Genomic DNA, 18,650 nt, shown 5'->3' on the forward strand with positions numbered 1-18,650 from the left:
TAAATTAACCTAATAAAAAATCCTTTAGGATTTTATTAAAAGCTTCTGGTTGCTCTACATTGGAAATATGAGAGGCATCTATTTCTGCAAGTTTTGATTGTGGAATGCGTTGCTGAATAAACTCACCATCTGCAACAGTCGTTACAGGGTCTTGAGTTCCAGCGATCACCAATACAGAAATTTTAATGTCTTTTAACTGCTCACGGACATCCGCTTTAGCCAAAGCCTCACAACAATTGGCATAACCCATTGCGCTGCCAGCACTTAAGTCGTTACATAGGTTGTTGACGATTGAAGCATGACTTTGGATAAAGGGATCTGTAAACCATCGCGAGGCTGCTGTAGCTGCGATCGGTTGTAAACCTTGCTCACGTACTAATTTTGCACGGTCAAGCCATGCTTGTTCTTGTCCAATTTTAGCGGCAGTATTTGCCACAACCACATGACTAAACCGGTCAGGGTAGTGAATTGCCAGCCATTGACCGGTTAAACCACCCATAGAAATTCCACAAAAAGCAGCTTTGCTAATATTTAGATGATCCAGTAAACGGACAACATCTTCACCTAATTGCTCTACAGTATATGGACCGTCAGGCGTAGATGATGAACCGTGACCACGTGTGTCATAGCAGATCACAAAAAATTGATCTTTTAACTCATTAAACTGTTTTTGCCACATGCCATAGTTGGTGCCCAAAGAATTGGAAAATACCAGAGCAGGGAAAGATGGCTCGCCAAAAGTTTGATAGTTAATTTGTGCATCGGCAGATTGAAAAGATGGCATTTGTTTCTCCTTAAAGTGCTTCAACACGTTCAATAATCAAAGCAATGCCTTGTCCCACACCAATACACATTGAACACAAGGCATAACGGCCACCTGTTTGTTCAAGCTGGTTTAAGGCTGTAGTGACTAAGCGTGCACCTGATGCACCAAGTGGATGACCTAAAGCAATGGCACCACCGTTTGGATTTACCTTGTCAGAATCATCTGGCAAACCTAAATCACGGGTCACGGCCAAAGCCTGTGCAGCAAAGGCTTCATTGAGCTCAATCACATCCATCTGCTCTAAAGTCAGGTTGGCTTGTTTCAGTAATTTTTTAATGGCTGGTGCAGGAGCAAAGCCCATAATACGTGGTTCTACACCCACTGCTGTTGAAGCAATGATCTTGGCACGCGGTTTTAAGTTGTAAGCTTGGACTGCCTCATCAGAAGCAATCAATAGAGCCGCTGCACCATCATTAATACCTGAAGCATTGCCTGCTGTTACTGTGCCATCTGCTTTAACCACAGGTTTAAGTTTGCTTAAAGCTTCAAGTGTGGTCGATGCACGAGGATGTTCATCGGTATCAATCACAACAGCATCACCCTTACGCTGAGGGATTTCAACTGCCACGATTTCTTTAGAAAAAAAGCCTTTGGCTTGCGCGCTTGCGGTGCGTTGTTGGCTCACCAAGGCAAACTGGTCCTGATCTGCACGATTAACGTTGAACTGTTCAGCGACGTTTTCGGCAGTCTGGGGCATGGTGTCTACACCATACAATTCTTTAAGTTTTGGGTTAATGAAGCGCCACCCCATGGTAGTGTCTTCAATCTTCTGGCTACGGCCAAAGGCACTGTCTGACTTACCGATCACATAGGGTGCACGGCTCATACTTTCCACACCACCTGCAATCACCAAATTCGCTTCACCTGCTTTAATGGCGCGGGCAGCAATGGCAATCGCATCGAGTGAAGAACCGCACAAACGGTTAATGGTCGTTGCCGGTACTTGATACGGTAAACCTGCAAGCAGTGCTGACATACGGCCGACATTACGGTTGTCTTCACCGGCTTGGTTGGCACAGCCATAGATCACATCATCGACCTGTTCCCAATCTACACTTGGGTTACGCTGCATGAGGGCTTTAATCGGCACAGCACCAAGGTCATCGGCACGGACAGGTGCAAGGCCACCGGCATAACGGCCGAATGGAGTACGGATGGCATCGATGATATAAGCGTTTTTCATTCTTACATTTCCATTTTGAAATCTATTGCTGTCATTGCCACATCGTTAGACTTTTCCAGAGTTTGCTGGCGATCATCATGGTTACTAAGTTAAAAGTAAACATGACAGAGTCTTATCGTGTTGAGTCAAATGCCAGTAGCTAATTCTTGTCACTTTTTTAAAAAAGTAACCAAAAACCTTTGTTGAACAGAGGAGGCTTCCATGCCTCCCTGTCCAACGGGCGACATCCATGTCGCCTGTCACAATAGCGAATTACGGTAAAAACCAAATTAATAAGCAAGAACCGTATTCAATGAGTTCCATTCTGTGTTTCGCGATGGCGACATGGATGTCGCCTCGTTGCTCAGCACAACAGGGATGTTGTGTCTGAGTAACAAAGGATTTTTGTTACTTTTTATCCTTAAAAAGTAAGGCATTACTTATACAAAAAACTTTTGCTTTCACTAGTAATTGGGGGCTGTATAAACCTTACCCTTGAGTTGCATCAATCAAAGTTGCACCCGTTAAAGCCTGTAACTCATCAAAGCTAAGACCTTCAACTTTCTCAATCACCTTTAAACCATCTTTGGTCACGTCAATCACACAAAGATCCGTGTAAATACGGTCAACACATTTTTTACCTGTTACTGGATAAGTTAGCTCAGCCACAATCTTCGGCTCACCTTGCTTGGTCACATGATCTGTGGTGATAAATACTTTCTTGGCACCAACCGCTAAATCCATCGCACCACCCACAGCAGGAATCGCATCGGGTGCACCTGTATGCCAGTTGGCCAAGTCACCATTCGCAGCAACCTGAAATGCCCCAAGTACAGCAATATCTAGGTGTCCACCACGCATCATGGCAAATGAGTCGCCATGGTGGAAAAAGCTGCCGCCTTCAAGCATGGTCACAAACTCTTTACCCGCATTAATCAGTTCAGGGTCTTCTTCACCTGCCGCTGGCGGTGGGCCAAAAGCCAATAGGCCATTTTCAGAGTGAAGAAAAATATCTTTATCGTTAGGTAAGTAGCTTGCAATCTTGGTTGGTAAGCCAATGCCTAGGTTCACATAGGCACCATCGGGAATATCTTGCGCCACACGTTGTGCAATCTGGTCACGGCTGAGTTTCTGGTAGCTCATGTTATTTCTCCTTATTGCTTACTGTGCTGGCGCTACTTGTACAACATGCTGTACAAAGATACCTGGGGTGATGATGTGTTCCGGGTCTAAACCACCTAGCTCAACCACTTCAGAAACCTGAGCAATAGTGACATCCGCAGCCATCGCCATGATTGGGCCAAAGTTACGTGCAGATTTACGGTAAACCAGATTGCCCCAGCGGTCACCCTTGTAGGCTTTAATCAAGGCAAAGTCCGCCTTGATCGGATACTCAAGTACGTAATCTTTCCCATCAATCTCACGGGTTTCTTTGCCTTCAGCCAAAAGTGTTCCAAAGCCTGTTGGGGTAAACACAGCGCCTAGGCCCATACCAGCTGCCTGAATACGACACGCCAGATTACCTTGCGGTACCACTTCAAGTTCAACCTTCCCGGCACGATACAATTCATCAAATACATAAGAATCTGACTGACGTGGGAAAGAACAGATGACTTTTTTAACTGAACCTACTTTAAGCAGTTTCGCCAGACCATAGTCACCATTACCGGCATTGTTGCTGACAATGGTTAAGCCTTTAACACCGAGTTCAATAAGACCATCAATGAGTTCAGCGGGTTGTCCTGCGGTACCGAAACCACCAATCAGAATGGTTGCACCATCTTTAATCTGCGATAGAACCTCGCTTAGTGAGGACTTACTTTTGTCAATCATGTGAGAAACCTTAGAGCATGAGGTAACGTGATGTTATTACTACCGCTAAAAATTTATTTAAATTCTTAATGGTAGTAATAAATGGAATAAATTTTGTGAGTCAAAAGCGAACTTTTAACTCACATATACTTTCAATTAAGCACTAGCACGACGACGTTCAACTTCAGTTGAAGGAGCAGCAGCGGCATCTTTAACAAGTTCGATGTTAAATGTGATGTGTTTGAAAGCGTGATCTAAACCACGGCGTTGAATTTCAGCTGGGTCAGTTACATCAACTGCTGTTGCAACTAAGCCATCACGGGTTGCGAAAGCAAAGTCATCCCATAAGTACTCATCACCCTCAATGTTGAATTGAGTAGTCAGCTTGCGGTAACCCGGTGCAGAAACGAAGTAATGAACGTGAGATGGACGGTTACCATGACGGCCTAATTTGTTAAGAAGGGCCTGAGTTGTACCTTCTGGCGGGCAACCATAACCTACAGGCATAGTTGTTAATGCAACATACTTACCATCAGCATCAGTTAAGATGGTACGACGTAAGTTGAAGTCAGATTGAGACTTATCAAAGAACGAATAGTTACCCAAACTGTTGGCATGCCATACTTCAACTTTGGCATTTTCAATGATATTGCCATCCGTGTCGGTTACTTTACCTTCAATAATTAAGGTATCGATTTTGCCAGATTCTGTACCATCATCCATACGCGCAAAACCAACAGATTCAGGCGCGCCAGCTACATAAAGTGGGCCTTCGATGGTACGTGGTGTGCCACCCGTAATACCAGCTTTGGCATCAGCTTCATCTGCACGTAAATCAAGATAATGCTCTAAACCTAAGCCAGCTGCCAAAAGACCAAGTTCGTTTGCTTGACCAGCATCTGTGAAATATTCCAAACCTTTCCATACTTCTGAAGGTTGAATATCTAAATCTTCAATGGCTTGAAATAAATCCCCGAGAAGGCGCACTACAATTTGTTGAACACGTGCATCAACTTCGCCTTTTGCAGTGTCGACATTCATTTGTTTTACAAGCGCATCAATTTGTTGACGGTTCATACTAAAACTCCTTAAGTATGCAATACGGTTTTGGGTGGCAGCGTTGCGGGCATTTTGTTTTGCTAGCGAATAAGTGCCGCCACGTTCCTTGTTACCTTCTGAATAATCTGCTTGGTTTTTAAATGGACTTCAGAGATCACATTTAAAAAAATGCTTTTGGTTTACGAATCATCATCACGAACAGAAGAAGGGTGGCGATTCATTGCCATAACTTCGATGTTCATGTAGGGATAGAGAGGTAAACCCTGTAAAATATTGTGCAATTCTTCATTACTCTCGACATCAAAAATGCTGATGTTTGAGTACTGGCCTGTAATACGCCAGATGTGACGCCATTTACCTTGACGCTGTAAGTCTTGCGAATAGGCTTTTTCAACAGCCTTAATTTCATTTGCTTTGTCGGCTGGCATATCAAGTGGAATATGCACATCCATACGTACATGAAATAACATTGGAAACTCCTTATCCTGTTGCCTTAACGACGTAATTTCTCGACTTTATCTTCATCAATTTCAATGCCTAAGCCTGGAGCCGTTGGCAAGTGCAATTCAAAGTTTTCGTAACGTAGCGGTTCTTTCAAAATTTCTTCGGTAAGCAATAACGGACCAAATAATTCAGTACCAAACGCTAATGTTTCAAAGGTGGCAAATGCATGAGCAGAAGCCATACTACCTACAGGACCTTCAAGCATAGTGCCGCCATAAAGATCAATTCCAGCCAAACCTGCAACCTTGGCAACTTCACACGCTTCGATCAGACCACCAGATTGTTCAATTTTTACTGCAAATACATCAGCACCATGGCTTTTTGCAATACGGTATGCGCTGTCGGGACCAGTTAAAGCTTCATCTGCCATAATTGCGACATCAAAACGATGGGTGAGGCGAGCAAGTGCTTCTGTGTTTTGAATAGCACAAGGCTGTTCAATTAAATCAATCCCGCCATCTTGTAGCTGTTGAATACCTTGAATACATTCCAGCTCTGACCATGCACGATTTACGTCAACGCGTACACTAATATCTGCACCGAGTGCTTTTTTAATTGCAATCACATGATCAACATCGTGTTGCAAAGGGCGTGAACCAATTTTGAGTTTGAACGTGTTATGACGTTTTAACTCAATCATTTTTCGAGCTTCAGCAATATCTTTTTCTGTGTCACCAGACGCGAGCGTCCAAAGTACAGGTAAACTATTACGCAGACGGCCACCTAAAACTTCACTTAATGGCACGCCTAAACGTTTTGCCTGAATATCAAGTAGAGCAGTCTGAATGGCACATTTCGCGAAACGGTTACCATTAATATTCTTACGAATCAGTTTTAGTGTTTGAGCAACATTTAAATCTTTAACTGATACGAGTAATGGTGCAAAGTAAGTATCAATATTGGCTTTGACACTTTCAGGACTTTCTTCACCATAGTTCAGTCCACCAATGGTGGTCGCTTCACCCCAACCTACAATACCATCCGTGGTCGTAATTTTAACGAGCACCAAAGTCTGAGTACGCATGGTAGTCACAGACAACTGGTGAGGACGGATAGTTGGAATATCCACAAGTATGGTTTCTATGGTTCTATACATGAAGTTTCAACTATTTCAAACTTATTTACATACCATAGAAGAATGTAATAGCCTAAAATAGATATAGAACGGTATTTTAAGATACTAAAAAGGTATATTAATGGAATTAAGACATCTACGTTATTTTGTTACCGTTGTTGAAGAACAAAGTCTGACTAAAGCCGCTGAGAAGCTTTTTATTGCTCAGCCACCACTCACGCGTCAAATCAAGAAATTAGAGGAAGAGTTAGGAATTGATCTGTTTGTGAAAGGCTCACGTCCATTAAAAGTGACAGAAGCTGGGCTGTTTTTTTACCAACATGCAGTACAAATTCTAACGCATACGGCTCAAGCAGCTTCTATGGCTAAAAAAATGAAGCTGGTCGAGAATGTTGTTAAAGTTGGCTATGTGAGTTCGCTTCTTTATGGGCGATTACCGCAGGTCATTTATCTATTTAGACAAAAAAACCCTGACATTCATGTCGAGCTTATTGAATGTGGTACACGAGATCAGGTCGAAGCTTTAAAGTTAGGCAAAATCGATTTAGGTTTTGGTCGATTGCCGATTAGCGATCCTGCCATTAAGCGACTTCTACTTAGAAAAGAAAAATTAAAACTCGCGATTCATAAAAAACATCCTTTAAGTGAGTTCCAAGAATCAGGAATCTATTTATCTCAAATTATCAATGAGACAATTTTTTCTTATCCCACAACACCTAAACCGAATTTTTCGACTACTATTCAAGCTTTATTTACCGAATTAGGTCTTGTTCCTGCCAAACTGACTGAAGTCCGCGAAATTCATATGGCACTTGGCTTGGTGGCATCTGGGGAGGGTATTTGTATTATTCCGGAAAGCGCCTGTGATATTGGAATGAAGAATCTAACTTATTTAAATATCTTAGACTTAGAAGCCTATAGTCCCATTTCTCTATCGATGCGCAATATGGACCAAAGTTCATATATTCCTAAAATCTTAGATTGTATTGAAGAGATCTATAGCGAAGAAGAAGTGTCTAGAAATTTGAATTTATAACTTTTTAATACGTTTTAAATTGAATTATCATGTTATTTTAAAACTTTAAACCTATAGGTAATATTTAAAAGGATTATTAGATGAGAAAAATTTTAGGGATAGCTTCTCTTATTATGTCTAGTGGTTTTGTACATGCTGAGCAAGTAAATGAACAAGAACAAATTTCTCCATACAGTGCTAATGTAACCTTCGCAAGTCAATATATCTCACGTGGTTTTCAACAAACTTGAGGTAAGCCTGCTTTACAAATTGGTCTAGATTATGCAAATCCGAATGGATTATTTGTAGGGACTTGGGCTTCAAATGTAAGTTCTAACTATCTTCGTGATGCTTCAGTTGAGTGGGATTTTTATACAGGTTATATAAAAACTTTTGATAAGTTTTCGGCTGGAATGACGGTTTTTTATTACTACTATCCGGGAGCTAAAAGTACGCCTGAAACGGGAAGTACCAGTTATAACTATGGCGAAATTGTGCCTCAAATTGGTTATGGGCCTTTGACTCTTAAATATTTCATTACCTACACTCCAGATTATGCAGGCTATAACTCAGATACGATGGGTGGCCCAGCAGGTAAACGTTCACGAGGAACAACTTATCTAGATCTAACTTTTACTCAGCCTATCAATGAGTCTTGGACTTTTGGTGCTCACTATGGCTATGAAAGAATTAAAAATTTCTCGGAAGCTAACTTTCAAGATATGAAAATCGAGCTGATTAAGGATTTAGGGGATGGCTGGACTACTGGTTTAGCGTATGCCAAAGCTTGGGACAAAGATGGTTTCTATAAAAAGTATAGTAATGGTGAACCTGATGCGCCAATTTCAAATCCGATTGATTCGACATTTACTGTCTCAGTTAAAAAGGTATTCTAATTTATAAATAAAAAAGCCTGATGACTTTATTTTGAGTGATCAGGCTTTAAATAGTGAATATATAAAGATTATTTTTTAATTAAATCGTAAGCCATTTTGGTGTCGTCTAGCTGAACAAGTGAAGCATGGCGAGCCGAGAGCGGATCTTTATTTTCAATTGCGGTTAAAATCGCTTTATGTCTAGGTAGTGAATGGCCTTGTAAATTTGGGCGCAGACTAGTGACTTGAATGGATTGCTGCAAAGGTAAAACCAACATTTTTGACATATAAGCCAACAAGTCATTATGAGTTGCTTTGGCAATTGCCAAATGAAATTGAATATCTGGCTCTATAAATTCTTCAACTGTTGTCGCTTTTTCCATCCCTTCATAGGCATGTTTAATACGTTCAATATCTTCTTCGTTTGCCGTACTTGCTGCAATATAAGCAAGCTCTGGTTCCAAAACGCGTCGTACGGTAGAAAGTGTTTTAAAAAATTCGTGTTCAGGCGTCGTTTGAATCAACCAAAACAGTACATCCGGGTCGAGTAAATGCCATTCTTCTTTTGGTCTCACCACAGTTCCGATTTTTGGTCTTGAGTAAGTTAAGCCTTTCGCGTTTAAAACACGGATTGCTTCTCGAAAGACAGGGCGGCTGACTTTATATTCCTCACATAAATCAACTTCACTTGGGAGTTTCTCATTTTCTGAAATTTCTCCAGAAACAATTTTTAATCCCAATTGTTGAACAATTAATGCATGTTGGCTTTTGCTTGGAATAGGATTTTTATAGTCAGCTTTACTCATATTTCACTATTACGACATGTTGAATATCCTATGGTATAGATGACCTTGTGTTTTAACAAGATCATCTTTTTCAAGAATAAATATTAATGAGAATGGCGTGGAACTTCCGAGCCACGGCAACCGACCAAGAAATCAAAATCACAACCTTCGTCGGCTTGTAAAACATGTTCTACATAGAGCTTACGGTAACCGCCAATAAAACTTGGTGGAGCTGGTGGTGCTAAATTTTCAAGACGTTGCTTAAGTTCTTCATCACTCACTTCTAGGTGAAGTTTTCCAGCATAGGCATCAAGCTCAATGAAGTCACCATTTTGAACTACAGCCAAAGGCCCACCCGCCATAGCTTCAGGGGCAACATGTAAAACTACCGTGCCATACGCTGTTCCACTCATTCGTGCGTCGGAAATACGAACCATGTCGGTAATGCCTTTGGCTAAAATTTTTGGCGGTAGCCCCATATTTCCAACTTCAGCCATGCCTGGGTAACCTTTAGGACCAGCATTTTTCATGACTAGAATACAAGTTTCATCGACATCAAGGTCTGGGTCATTAATACGGGTTTTATAATCATCAAAGTTTTCAAATACGACTGCACGACCACGGTGTTTCATCAGTTCAGGTGTGGCAGCAGATGGTTTAAGCACCGCACCTTTAGGCGCTAAATTACCGCGCAAAATACACATACCGCCATCTTGTCGAATTGGATTATCTATTTTCCGAATCACTTCATCGTTATAAATAGGTGATTGTTGGCAGTTTTCCCAAATGGTTTGACCGTTTACGGTTAAAGCTTGAGGATGTGGTAAGAGATTGGCTTCACCCATGCGACGAATCACGGCTGGCAAGCCGCCGCTATAATAGAACTCTTCCATTAAAAAACGACCCGAAGGCTGTAAGTCGACAATGGTTGGCATGCCGCGGCCAACACGGTTCCAGTCATCAAGTTGTAAATCAACCCCAATACGTCCGGCAATTGCTTTTAGGTGAATCACGGCGTTGGTTGAACCACCAATAGCTGCATTGACTTTAATCGCATTTTCAAAGGCTTCTTTGGTTAAGATTTTAGAAAGGCGTAAATCTTCATGAACCATGTCAACAATGCGCATACCTGAAAGATGAGCCAACACATAACGGCGAGAATCTACCGCTGGAATGGCCGCATTGTGGGGTAAAGAAGTGCCTAGGGCTTCAGCCATACAAGCCATTGTAGAAGCCGTGCCCATGGTATTACATGTACCAGCCGAGCGTGACATACCAGACTCGGCAGATAGAAATTCATTTAAATCAATTTTGCCTGCTTTTAACTCTTCATGCATTTGCCAAACGATAGTACCTGCACCAATGTCTTTACCTTTGTGCTTACCATTCAGCATTGGTCCACCAGTCACTACAATGGCAGGAATATCACAACTTGCAGCTCCCATTAATAATGCAGGGGTGGTTTTGTCACAACCTGTCAGTAACACCACACCGTCAATAGGGTTACCACGAATCGCTTCTTCAACATCCATACTGGCTAAGTTACGGGTAAACATGGCGGTAGGACGTAAATTCGACTCACCATTTGAAAATACAGGAAACTCAACAGGGTAGCCGCCTGCTTCTAAAATCCCTTTTTTTACGTGTTCGGCAATTTTTCGAAAATGCGCATTACATGGGGTGAGTTCAGACCACGTATTACAAATCCCAATGATAGGCTTGCCTTGAAACTCATGATCTGGAATTCCTTGGTTCTTCATCCAGCTACGATACATAAAGCCATTTTTATCCGTTGTACCAAACCAGGCAGCCGAACGAAGAACTTGTTTGTTATTCATACAAATTTCCCTATATAGTATTACTATTAGAATTAATTAATTTAAAAATACACCATAAATTTCATTTTTAAAAGGTTTGAAATTTAAATAGTATTACTATATTTTAAATTGAAAGGATAATTTACGAGCAAGATGCTCTATAAGTAAATAATAGGAAATGGAGTCGAAGATGGATTTCGAAAAGGATGTAATACGGACGGTCACGTTTAAGCTGATACCTGCATTAGTCATACTATATCTGGTGGCATACATTGATCGGGCCGCTGTCGGGTTCGCTCATTTGCATATGGGTGCCGATGTAGGAATTGGTGATGCTGCCTATGGTCTAGGAGCTGGCTTATTTTTTATTGGATATTTTCTTTTTGAAGTTCCAAGTAATTTGCTTTTAGACAAATTTGGTGCTCGTAAATGGTTTACCCGCATTTTATTAACATGGGGCCTCATCACCATGGCCATGGCGCTTATTCAAGGCCCTAAAAGTTTTTATCTCTTACGGTTTTTACTCGGTGTAGCAGAGGCGGGTTTTTTCCCTGGTGTTTTATACCTAATTACGCAGTGGTATCCGGTGCGGCATCGCGGAAAAATCATGGGAATGTTTGTGCTTGCACAACCGATTGCCATGATGATTGCAGGGCCTTTAGCTGGTCTATTACTTGGAATGGATGGCATTGCAAATTTACACGGCTGGCAATGGTTGTTTGTTGCAGTTGGCTTGCCCGCGGTTTTATTGGCTTTACCTACATTTTTGTGGCTGCCTGATAACATTGATAAAGTAAAATGGTTAAGCATTGAACAAAAACAATGGCTTAAAAATGAACTCGTTAAAGATGAAGCCGAATATGACCAAACCCGACATGCCAATCCACTACATGCTTTAAAAGACAAACGCGTACTTTTATTAGCACTTTACTACTTACCGGTAACTTTAAGTATTTATGGTTTAAATCTCTGGCTTCCTACCATTATTAAGCAATTTGGCGGAGGTAGTGATATTCAAATTGGGTTCTTATCTAGCATTCCCTATATTTTTGGAATTATTGGACTTCTCATTATTCCGCGTAGTACTGACCGCCTGAACGATCGTTACGGACACTTAAGTTTTCTGTATGCACTAGGTGCTTGTGCAATGTTTTTAAGTGGTTGGCTAAATTCTCCAGTTATGCAGTTGGCAGCTTTGGCTGTAGTTGCGTTCTGTCTATTTTCATCGACTGCCGTGTTTTGGACATTACCGGGTCGTTTCTTAACGGGTGCAAGTGCAGCGGCTGGTATCGCCTTAATTAACTCTGTTGGAAATTTAGGTGGCTATGTCGGTCCATTTGGGATCGGACTGTTAAAAGAATACACGGGAAATATGGCTGCTGGTTTGTATTTCTTATCTATCGTCATGCTTTTTGGCTTGATTCTGACTTACATCGTCTATGCCAAGCTCGAACGTCAAAAAACACAAACAGTGAATATTCAAAAGCCTTTGTAAGGAATAAAACATGCAAATTATTCAATTTGAAAATCGTGCAAATCAACGTGCCGTCGCGAAAGTAGAAGGCAACATGGCATATCCGGTTAAAGATATTCAATCGGTTCGTGATTTAGCACTTTTAGCAATCCGCAATAAAGTTTCACTGGAACAACAAGTTGAGGCGTTAGGGTTTGAGTCCGAAACTTATGATTATTCATCTTTATTAGCAGACTTAAAGGTATTGCCGCCTTTAGATCATCCAGATCCAACACATTGTTTAATTTCCGGTACAGGTTTAACCCATTTAGGTTCTGCATCTGCACGCGACAAAATGCATCAACAAAATTTAAGTGATGACAGCTCGGTAACCGACACCATGCGAATATTTCAATGGGGCCTACAAAAGGGCCGTCCAGCAGAAGGTCAGATCGGTGCGCAACCGGAATGGTTTTATAAAGGCGATGGTTCAATTGTGGTAAGACCGGGAGCTGAATTACCTTTACCACCATTTGCCGAAGATGGCGGCGAAGAACCTGAAATCGCAGGCCTCTATGTTATTGGCGAAGACTTAAGGCCTTACCGAATCGGGTTTGCGCTAGGCAATGAATATTCTGATCACGTAATGGAGCGTCGTAACTATTTATATCTGGCTCATTCAAAATTACGTTTTTGTAGTTTTGGTCCAGCTTTACGGACAGGTGAATTACCAAAACATTTAGTTGGAACCAGCCGCTTGCGTCGTGATGGACAAATCATTTGGGAAAAAGAGTTTTTGTCGGGTGAGGACAATATGTGCCATAGCTTGGCAAATCTGGAATATCACCACTTTAAATATCGACAATTCTTAAAAGCAGGGGATGTATATATCCATTATTTCGGTACAGCGACTCTATCTTTTGCCGATGGTATTCAAGCACAGGTCAACGATGAGTTTGAAATAGAAATGAAAGAGTTCGGTCATCCACTCAAAAATAAGCTCGCCCATACACAACCAGAGCTACCGATCGGTTCAGTTATTACTCTCTAAGGAATATAAAAATGGTCATTGGACACAACTTTATTGGCGGTTCACGCAGCGCACAAGGTACAACCTTATTAAAAAGTATTCATGCTACGACTGGTGAAGCTTTGCCTTATGAGTTTCACCATGCAACTGAGCAAGAGATTAATCAGGCCTGTGAAGCAGCCAGTCAAGCGTTTAAGACTTACCGCCATACGTCTCCTGAACAGCGTGCTGTTTTTTTAGAAAATATTGCCGATGAGCTCGATGCTTTGGGTATAGATTTTCTTGAAATCGTCTCACAGGAAACCGCTTTGCCACTTGCACGTTTACAAGGTGAACGTGCCCGTACCAGTGGACAAATGCGTTTATTTGCCAAAGTGCTGCGCCGTGGTGATTTTTTAGGTGCCCGTATTGATACTGCTTTGCCTGAGCGTCAGCCTTTACCTCGCCCAGACTTACGTCAGATTAAAATCGGTGTTGGCCCTGTGGCAGTCTTTGGGGCAAGTAACTTTCCTTTAGCATTCTCAACTGCGGGTGGTGACACTGCTTCGGCACTGGCGGCTGGATGTTCGGTGGTAGTAAAAGCCCATAGTGGGCATATGGCGACAGCAGACTTTGTAGCGCAGGCAATTGAGCGTGCCGTAGAAAAATCAAATATGCCAAAAGGTGTATTTAACATGATCTACGGTAATGGCGTGGGTGAACGTTTAGTGAAACACCCTTTAATTCAAGCAGTTGGTTTTACGGGGTCACTTCGTGGTGGTCGTGCTTTATGTGATATGGCAGCAGCCCGTCCACAGCCAATTCCGGTCTTTGCTGAAATGAGCAGCATTAACCCGATGTTATTATTGCCAGAAGCCCTGAAAACCCGTGGTGAAAAAATTGCACAGGACTTGGCAGGTTCAGTGGTTTTAGGCTGTGGTCAGTTCTGTACCAATCCAGGTTTAATTTTGGGAATTAAATCAGCCGAGTTTAGTCAGCTCATTAGTAACCTAACCGAAATTATGGGTGGCAAACCTGCACAGACTATGCTGAATGCCGGCACCTTGAAAAGTTATACCGCTGGTCTTGAGCACTTAACCCAGCATCAAGGTATTAAGCACTTGGCAGGTCAAACCCAGCAAGGCAATCAGGCACAGCCACAACTCTTTAAAGCCGATGTTGAGCTGTTACTGGCGGGTGACCAGCTTCTGCAAGAAGAAATCTTTGGGCCAACTACGGTCATCATTGAAGTAGCAGATAAAGCCCAACTCATTCAGGCCTTACAAAGCATGAATGGTCAGCTGACTGCGACTTTAATTGCCGACGAAGCAGACTTAACCGAGTTTGCAGATGTGGTTTCGGTGTTAGAAGAGAAAGCTGGACGATTACTCATAAATGGCTACCCAACGGGTGTTGAAGTGTGTGATGCCATGGTGCACGGCGGGCCATACCCAGCCACTTCAGATGCCCGAGGAACTTCTGTTGGAACCTTGGCAATTGACCGTTACTTAAGACCTGTGTGTTACCAAAACTATCCACAGAGTTTATTGCCAGAAGCTTTAAAAGACAGCAATCCATTGCAGATTTTAAGGCTAGTGAATGGTGAAATGACTAAAGAAGCTATCTAATCAATTAAAAAAAGAGACCACAAACTGGTCTCTTTTTTATTCTTGTTTTCTATCCCTAAGGATACTGTTCAAAAGTCTACATAAAGTTATTTTGAAAGAATTTTATTTCTTTTATTCGCATTTAAATAAGCCTGAAGTAGTTTTAAACCGATTGTATGTATAACTATTAGAAAGCCTATCTTATTTAAACTGGCATATTTGTTGCTTAATTTAATGCATCTGGTCAGACCAGTCAGACAATGCATTAAATTGGAGCGGATATGCAACTCGAAACTTTTAATCAACTAGCTTCTAGTCAGGCTCGGCTGGTATTACAAGCTTGTGTGCATATCCCAACTTGGATTTCTGAATTAATTCAGAAACGTCCTTCTTCGCTCAAATCAGGAGATTCAATAATGGCGGGTATCAGCACACATATTTTAAGTGCATCACTCGGCGAGCCAGTAACTCAAGTATTGGTGAAATTATTCGAGGAAACGAGCCATGGATATATTTTAATCGATGAACAGTTCACTGATGCAGATGGACGTATTCAAGCATTTAATGTCGACTCATTTATTCGTGGTCATTATCAATTGGTTGTTGAAGTAGGGGATTATTTTCAGGCCCTAAATACCAATAGCTTTTATCCGAGAGTCTGTATTGATTTTAAAGTCAATGATATTCACCAGCACTTTCACGTGCCTCTATTGATCAGTCCTTTCTCATATTCAACGTATCGTGGCAGCTAAATCAACCCAAGCAATATGGACATCATGAATTTAATTTGAGGAATTAACCCATGCATCAAGACAATATAAATCCAGAGAGAGATCCGCATATCTCGGCAGAACATCAATATTTAGGGATGAATAAAAACATCTTATATGGTTTGCAGCATGTGTTGACCATGTACGGTGGGATTATTGCACCGCCATTGATTATTGGTGCAGCTGCAGGTCTAGATGCTTCAGAGATTGGCTTATTGGTGGCTGCCGCCTTATTTGTGGGAGGCCTCGCCACAGTTATACAAACCATTGGCTTTAAATATTTCGGTGCAAAATTACCAATTGTGCAAGGCGTATCTTTCGCAGGGGTTGCCACTATTTTGGCAATTGTGAGTACCGGTGGGGGTTTGCCATCTGCATTTGGTGCTGTGATTGTCGCATCTCTAATTGGTTTGTTGATTACACCATTCTTTGCAAAAATTATCCGCTTCTTTCCACCTGTGGTCACAGGATGCGTCATTACCATGATTGGTATTTCGCTCACACCTGTTGCGATCCGCTGGATTATGGGAGGAAACCCGAAAGCTGAAAACTGGGGAGATCCGACTAATACTGGTTTGGCTGTAATTACGCTAGCGATTGTGATTATTTTTAGTATGTTGCAAAATCAGATTCTGCGCCGCCTTGCGATTCTTGCAGCAATCGTTTTGGGTACAGTAATTGCTTATATTGCAGGCTTTACTGACTTCTCAAGAGTAAGTACGGGTCCTATTTTTGCTTTTCCAAGTTTCTTCCATTTTGGTTCTCCTGTATTTGAATTTTCTGCCATTCTTTCCATGGTAATTGTTACTTTGGTAATCATGACTGAAACCACGGCCGATATTATTGCGATTGGTGAAATCGTTGGAACTAAAGTTGATTCAAAACGAATTGGTGATGGTCTACGTGCAGATATGCTATCGAGTACAATTTCCCCAATCTTTGGTTCATTCATGCAAACCGCCTTTGCTCAAAATGTAGGTCTGGTTGCAATTACAGGTATTAAAAGCCGTTTTGTGGTGGCAACGGCTGGTGGAATTTTAATTATCTTGGGCTTATTACCTGTTATTGGCCGCTTTGTTGCATCAATTCCGATGCCAGTTTTAGGTGGAGCAGGCATTGTATTATTCGGTACAGTTGCTGCCAGTGGAATACGAACTCTAGCCAAAGTAGATTATAACGATCATAAAAATCTGATTATTGTCGCTACTTCACTCACAATCGGCATGATTCCAATTGTAAACCAAGAGTTTTATGCCCAATTTCCGACATGGGTAAAAACCCTATTACATTCAGGTATTAGTTCTGCCTGTATCACTGCCATTTTGCTCAATATTATTTTTAACCACTTACCGTTTAGCAAAAAGTCCGTTGACGTTGCAACTACGCCCATAAATTCAGGGCATTGATCGACACCGGTTAGGGATTAGACATTCTAATTTAACCGCATTTTCATTCGCAAAAATTCAAAGGTCGCTTATTCAATGATGAATAGGTTAGGGGGATTTTGACTTTAAAAAGGTCAAAAACAGGTCTTTTGAAAGACCATAAGCGACTTTCAAATCAAATCTTATAGGGGAATTTTATGAGAAATTTAAAATTAAAATCGGCATTACTTATGCTGAGCATGGCTGCTACTGTGCCGGTATGGGCTGCTGATACCAGTCTGAATGGCCTATTTAATCTAAAGCAGGATTGTCAGACGAGTAATGATTCAATTGACCGTATAGGTGCAGCATTTGCATGCGGCAGTATTCATGGGGTAGTTAAATCTGCATATTACTCACTTAATAATGGCTATTTTGTGAATAATTTAAATCAGGATACCACTGTCATTGGAGGGTATATTAAATATGAAACAGCTCCTTTTCATGGCATACAGGTAGCTGTGGGATATGACATACAACGCCGTCTGGATGATAAAAATGAAAATGATGAAGTGCCAGAATTAAAAGAAGATAGGGATGGTCTAGCAGAAGCTTATGTAAGCTGGAAAAACGATTTGGCTAGAGTGACGATTGGTAACCAGCGGCTAAATTTACCTTTTATGGGCGATTATGCTGATCGTCGTGTATTGATGTTTTTATATCAAGCCGCTGATGTACAGATCGGGAATAATTATGATTTCTTACGACTCACTAAAGTAAATAAATATAAAAGTTATGGCGAAGATGAGTTCAATAAAACTTCTCGTCAAAATTCAAATGTGGAAACCAATGGGGTTTGGTCGGTTGGTGCAGGGAAGCGCTTTAATTTAGCCAATGATAAAAGTTTAAAAACGCAATTTTGGTATCAAAATTATGATGACTATACTCGTCTAATCTATACCCAAGCTGATTTAGCAATTCCAAAGTTTAATTATAGTCCTGAATTTTCAATCCAGTATATTTCAGGTAAAGATCAGGGCAAAGCACTTGCTGGAGAGGTTAATAGCCAAATTTTCGGTGTACAGGCTGCGTTTAAAGTAATGCCTACCGCCAGTCTAAAAGTCGCGTATAACTATATAAAACCAGATCAGGGCAGTTATTTGAATGGGGCATTATTAACACCCTATGCAGCTAAAACTTCTTCAGGTGAACTCTTTGCCCAGCCATTTTTCACCAGCTCTCAAGATTTAGGTGCGGGTAATGCATTGATGTTGTCTTTAGAAGGTAAATTGACAGATCAGTTGATAGCTGGCGCGCGTTATTCATTTATGGACTTAAAAGAGTCGGAAAATGTCGCGAGTCGAAATCAATCTGAATACATGTTGTTTGGTATTTATAATTTTACGGGAGCTTTAAAAGGTTTTAGTGTCAGCAATTTTGTAGGTATCCAAACATCACCACGCTATGACAAAAATTTCTTACAAAACCGTTTTGCACTGTCTTATAAGTTTTAACTG

At 41.3% G+C, this 18,650-nt stretch carries 16 protein-coding genes and 1 pseudogene; 8 read left to right on the forward strand and 9 right to left on the reverse strand.

Annotated elements, in window-relative coordinates; all coding sequences use genetic code 11:
- Positions 1–4: 4 nt before the first annotated feature.
- The 7 genes from pcaD to H7R46_RS08210 all read right to left on the reverse strand — a co-directional run bounded on the left by pcaD (position 5) and on the right by H7R46_RS08210 (position 6,459).
- Positions 5–784, reverse strand: a complete 780-nt coding sequence (gene pcaD, locus H7R46_RS08180) for a 3-oxoadipate enol-lactonase (RefSeq protein ID WP_002120942.1) — start codon at positions 782–784, stop codon at positions 5–7.
- A 10-nt stretch (positions 785–794) separates the two neighbouring features.
- Positions 795–2,009 (reverse strand): 3-oxoadipyl-CoA thiolase, encoded by a 1,215-nt coding sequence (gene pcaF, locus H7R46_RS08185; protein ID WP_086260938.1) that lies wholly within the window; start codon positions 2,007–2,009, stop codon positions 795–797.
- Positions 2,010–2,477: 468 nt separating this feature from the next.
- Complete coding sequence (locus H7R46_RS08190; protein WP_000121798.1) at positions 2,478–3,131, reverse strand: 3-oxoacid CoA-transferase subunit B; 654 nt, start codon at positions 3,129–3,131, stop codon at positions 2,478–2,480.
- A gap of 18 nt (positions 3,132–3,149) precedes the next feature.
- Entirely contained in the window at positions 3,150–3,821 is a 672-nt protein-coding gene (locus H7R46_RS08195; protein WP_005069134.1) for a 3-oxoacid CoA-transferase subunit A, read from the reverse strand.
- 135 nt (positions 3,822–3,956) lie between these two features.
- Positions 3,957–4,877 carry a catechol 1,2-dioxygenase gene (gene catA, locus H7R46_RS08200; RefSeq protein WP_005069135.1) on the reverse strand — a complete coding sequence of 307 codons (921 nt, stop codon included), beginning with the start codon at positions 4,875–4,877 and terminating at the stop codon, positions 3,957–3,959.
- Between the two features lie 161 nt (positions 4,878–5,038).
- Positions 5,039–5,329, reverse strand: a complete 291-nt coding sequence (gene catC, locus H7R46_RS08205) for a muconolactone Delta-isomerase (RefSeq protein ID WP_005069136.1) — start codon at positions 5,327–5,329, stop codon at positions 5,039–5,041.
- A gap of 23 nt (positions 5,330–5,352) precedes the next feature.
- Complete coding sequence (locus tag H7R46_RS08210) at positions 5,353–6,459, reverse strand: muconate/chloromuconate family cycloisomerase (RefSeq protein WP_005069137.1); 1,107 nt, start codon at positions 6,457–6,459, stop codon at positions 5,353–5,355.
- Positions 6,460–6,559: 100 nt separating this feature from the next.
- Here H7R46_RS08210 and H7R46_RS08215 point away from each other — a divergent pair, with 100 nt between their 5' ends.
- Together H7R46_RS08215 and H7R46_RS08220 are read left to right on the forward strand one after the other, a co-directional pair.
- Entirely contained in the window at positions 6,560–7,474 is a 915-nt protein-coding gene (locus H7R46_RS08215) for a LysR family transcriptional regulator (protein ID WP_005069138.1), read from the forward strand.
- An 80-nt stretch (positions 7,475–7,554) separates the two neighbouring features.
- Positions 7,555–8,349 (forward strand): annotated as a pseudogene (locus tag H7R46_RS08220) (TorF family putative porin).
- 68 nt (positions 8,350–8,417) lie between these two features.
- Here the strand turns inward: H7R46_RS08220 and H7R46_RS08225 are convergent.
- Together H7R46_RS08225 and H7R46_RS08230 are read right to left on the reverse strand one after the other, a co-directional pair.
- Positions 8,418–9,134 carry a FadR/GntR family transcriptional regulator gene (locus tag H7R46_RS08225; RefSeq protein WP_005069141.1) on the reverse strand — a complete coding sequence of 239 codons (717 nt, stop codon included), beginning with the start codon at positions 9,132–9,134 and terminating at the stop codon, positions 8,418–8,420.
- A gap of 83 nt (positions 9,135–9,217) precedes the next feature.
- Positions 9,218–10,951, reverse strand: coding sequence for an IlvD/Edd family dehydratase (locus H7R46_RS08230; protein WP_005069142.1), 1,734 nt, complete (start codon positions 10,949–10,951; stop codon positions 9,218–9,220).
- A 169-nt stretch (positions 10,952–11,120) separates the two neighbouring features.
- On the opposite strand from H7R46_RS08230, the gene abaQ reads away from it, so the two are divergent.
- The 6 genes from abaQ (at position 11,121) to H7R46_RS08260 (ending at position 18,647) form a co-directional block, all read left to right on the forward strand.
- On the forward strand, positions 11,121–12,425 hold the full coding sequence (gene abaQ, locus H7R46_RS08235) for a multidrug efflux MFS transporter AbaQ (RefSeq protein ID WP_005069144.1): 1,305 nt from the start codon (positions 11,121–11,123) through the stop codon (positions 12,423–12,425).
- Positions 12,426–12,435: 10 nt separating this feature from the next.
- Positions 12,436–13,434 carry an AraD1 family protein gene (araD1, locus tag H7R46_RS08240; RefSeq protein ID WP_182924254.1) on the forward strand — a complete coding sequence of 333 codons (999 nt, stop codon included), beginning with the start codon at positions 12,436–12,438 and terminating at the stop codon, positions 13,432–13,434.
- Positions 13,435–13,445: 11 nt separating this feature from the next.
- Entirely contained in the window at positions 13,446–15,020 is a 1,575-nt protein-coding gene (locus H7R46_RS08245; protein WP_032012639.1) for an aldehyde dehydrogenase (NADP(+)), read from the forward strand.
- A gap of 395 nt (positions 15,021–15,415) precedes the next feature.
- Positions 15,416–15,751: a hydroxyisourate hydrolase gene (uraH, locus tag H7R46_RS08250; protein WP_002113914.1), complete on the forward strand. Its 336-nt coding sequence runs from the start codon at positions 15,416–15,418 to the stop codon at positions 15,749–15,751.
- A gap of 50 nt (positions 15,752–15,801) precedes the next feature.
- The gene (locus H7R46_RS08255) at positions 15,802–17,175 is read left to right on the forward strand and encodes a nucleobase:cation symporter-2 family protein (RefSeq protein WP_005069150.1); all 1,374 of its coding nucleotides are present in this window, start codon (positions 15,802–15,804) and stop codon (positions 17,173–17,175) included.
- Positions 17,176–17,351: 176 nt separating this feature from the next.
- Positions 17,352–18,647 carry a hypothetical protein gene (locus H7R46_RS08260; protein WP_005069151.1) on the forward strand — a complete coding sequence of 432 codons (1,296 nt, stop codon included), beginning with the start codon at positions 17,352–17,354 and terminating at the stop codon, positions 18,645–18,647.
- Positions 18,648–18,650: the final 3 nt, after the last annotated feature.

The organism is Acinetobacter sp. BEC1-S18-ESBL-01 (genome assembly GCF_014169935.1).
In the GTDB taxonomy this organism is placed as follows: Bacteria; Pseudomonadota; Gammaproteobacteria; order Pseudomonadales; family Moraxellaceae; genus Acinetobacter; species Acinetobacter pittii.

What these genes read in the sequence shown, in the direction of transcription:
- pcaD (WP_002120942.1), bottom strand. Translation starts at nt 784, where the DNA reads ATGCCATCTTTTCAATCTGCCGATGCACAAATTAACTATCAAACTTTT.
- pcaF (WP_086260938.1), bottom strand. Translation starts at nt 2,009, where the DNA reads ATGAAAAACGCTTATATCATCGATGCCATCCGTACTCCATTCGGCCGT.
- H7R46_RS08190 (WP_000121798.1), bottom strand. Translation starts at nt 3,131, where the DNA reads ATGAGCTACCAGAAACTCAGCCGTGACCAGATTGCACAACGTGTGGCG.
- H7R46_RS08195 (WP_005069134.1), bottom strand. Translation starts at nt 3,821, where the DNA reads ATGATTGACAAAAGTAAGTCCTCACTAAGCGAGGTTCTATCGCAGATT.
- catA (WP_005069135.1), bottom strand. Translation starts at nt 4,877, where the DNA reads ATGAACCGTCAACAAATTGATGCGCTTGTAAAACAAATGAATGTCGAC.
- catC (WP_005069136.1), bottom strand. Translation starts at nt 5,329, where the DNA reads ATGTTATTTCATGTACGTATGGATGTGCATATTCCACTTGATATGCCA.
- H7R46_RS08210 (WP_005069137.1), bottom strand. Translation starts at nt 6,459, where the DNA reads ATGTATAGAACCATAGAAACCATACTTGTGGATATTCCAACTATCCGT.
- H7R46_RS08215 (WP_005069138.1), top strand. Translation starts at nt 6,560, where the DNA reads ATGGAATTAAGACATCTACGTTATTTTGTTACCGTTGTTGAAGAACAA.
- H7R46_RS08225 (WP_005069141.1), bottom strand. Translation starts at nt 9,134, where the DNA reads ATGAGTAAAGCTGACTATAAAAATCCTATTCCAAGCAAAAGCCAACAT.
- H7R46_RS08230 (WP_005069142.1), bottom strand. Translation starts at nt 10,951, where the DNA reads ATGAATAACAAACAAGTTCTTCGTTCGGCTGCCTGGTTTGGTACAACG.
- abaQ (WP_005069144.1), top strand. Translation starts at nt 11,121, where the DNA reads ATGGATTTCGAAAAGGATGTAATACGGACGGTCACGTTTAAGCTGATA.
- araD1 (WP_182924254.1), top strand. Translation starts at nt 12,436, where the DNA reads ATGCAAATTATTCAATTTGAAAATCGTGCAAATCAACGTGCCGTCGCG.
- H7R46_RS08245 (WP_032012639.1), top strand. Translation starts at nt 13,446, where the DNA reads ATGGTCATTGGACACAACTTTATTGGCGGTTCACGCAGCGCACAAGGT.
- uraH (WP_002113914.1), top strand. Translation starts at nt 15,416, where the DNA reads ATGGCGGGTATCAGCACACATATTTTAAGTGCATCACTCGGCGAGCCA.
- H7R46_RS08255 (WP_005069150.1), top strand. Translation starts at nt 15,802, where the DNA reads ATGCATCAAGACAATATAAATCCAGAGAGAGATCCGCATATCTCGGCA.
- H7R46_RS08260 (WP_005069151.1), top strand. Translation starts at nt 17,352, where the DNA reads ATGAGAAATTTAAAATTAAAATCGGCATTACTTATGCTGAGCATGGCT.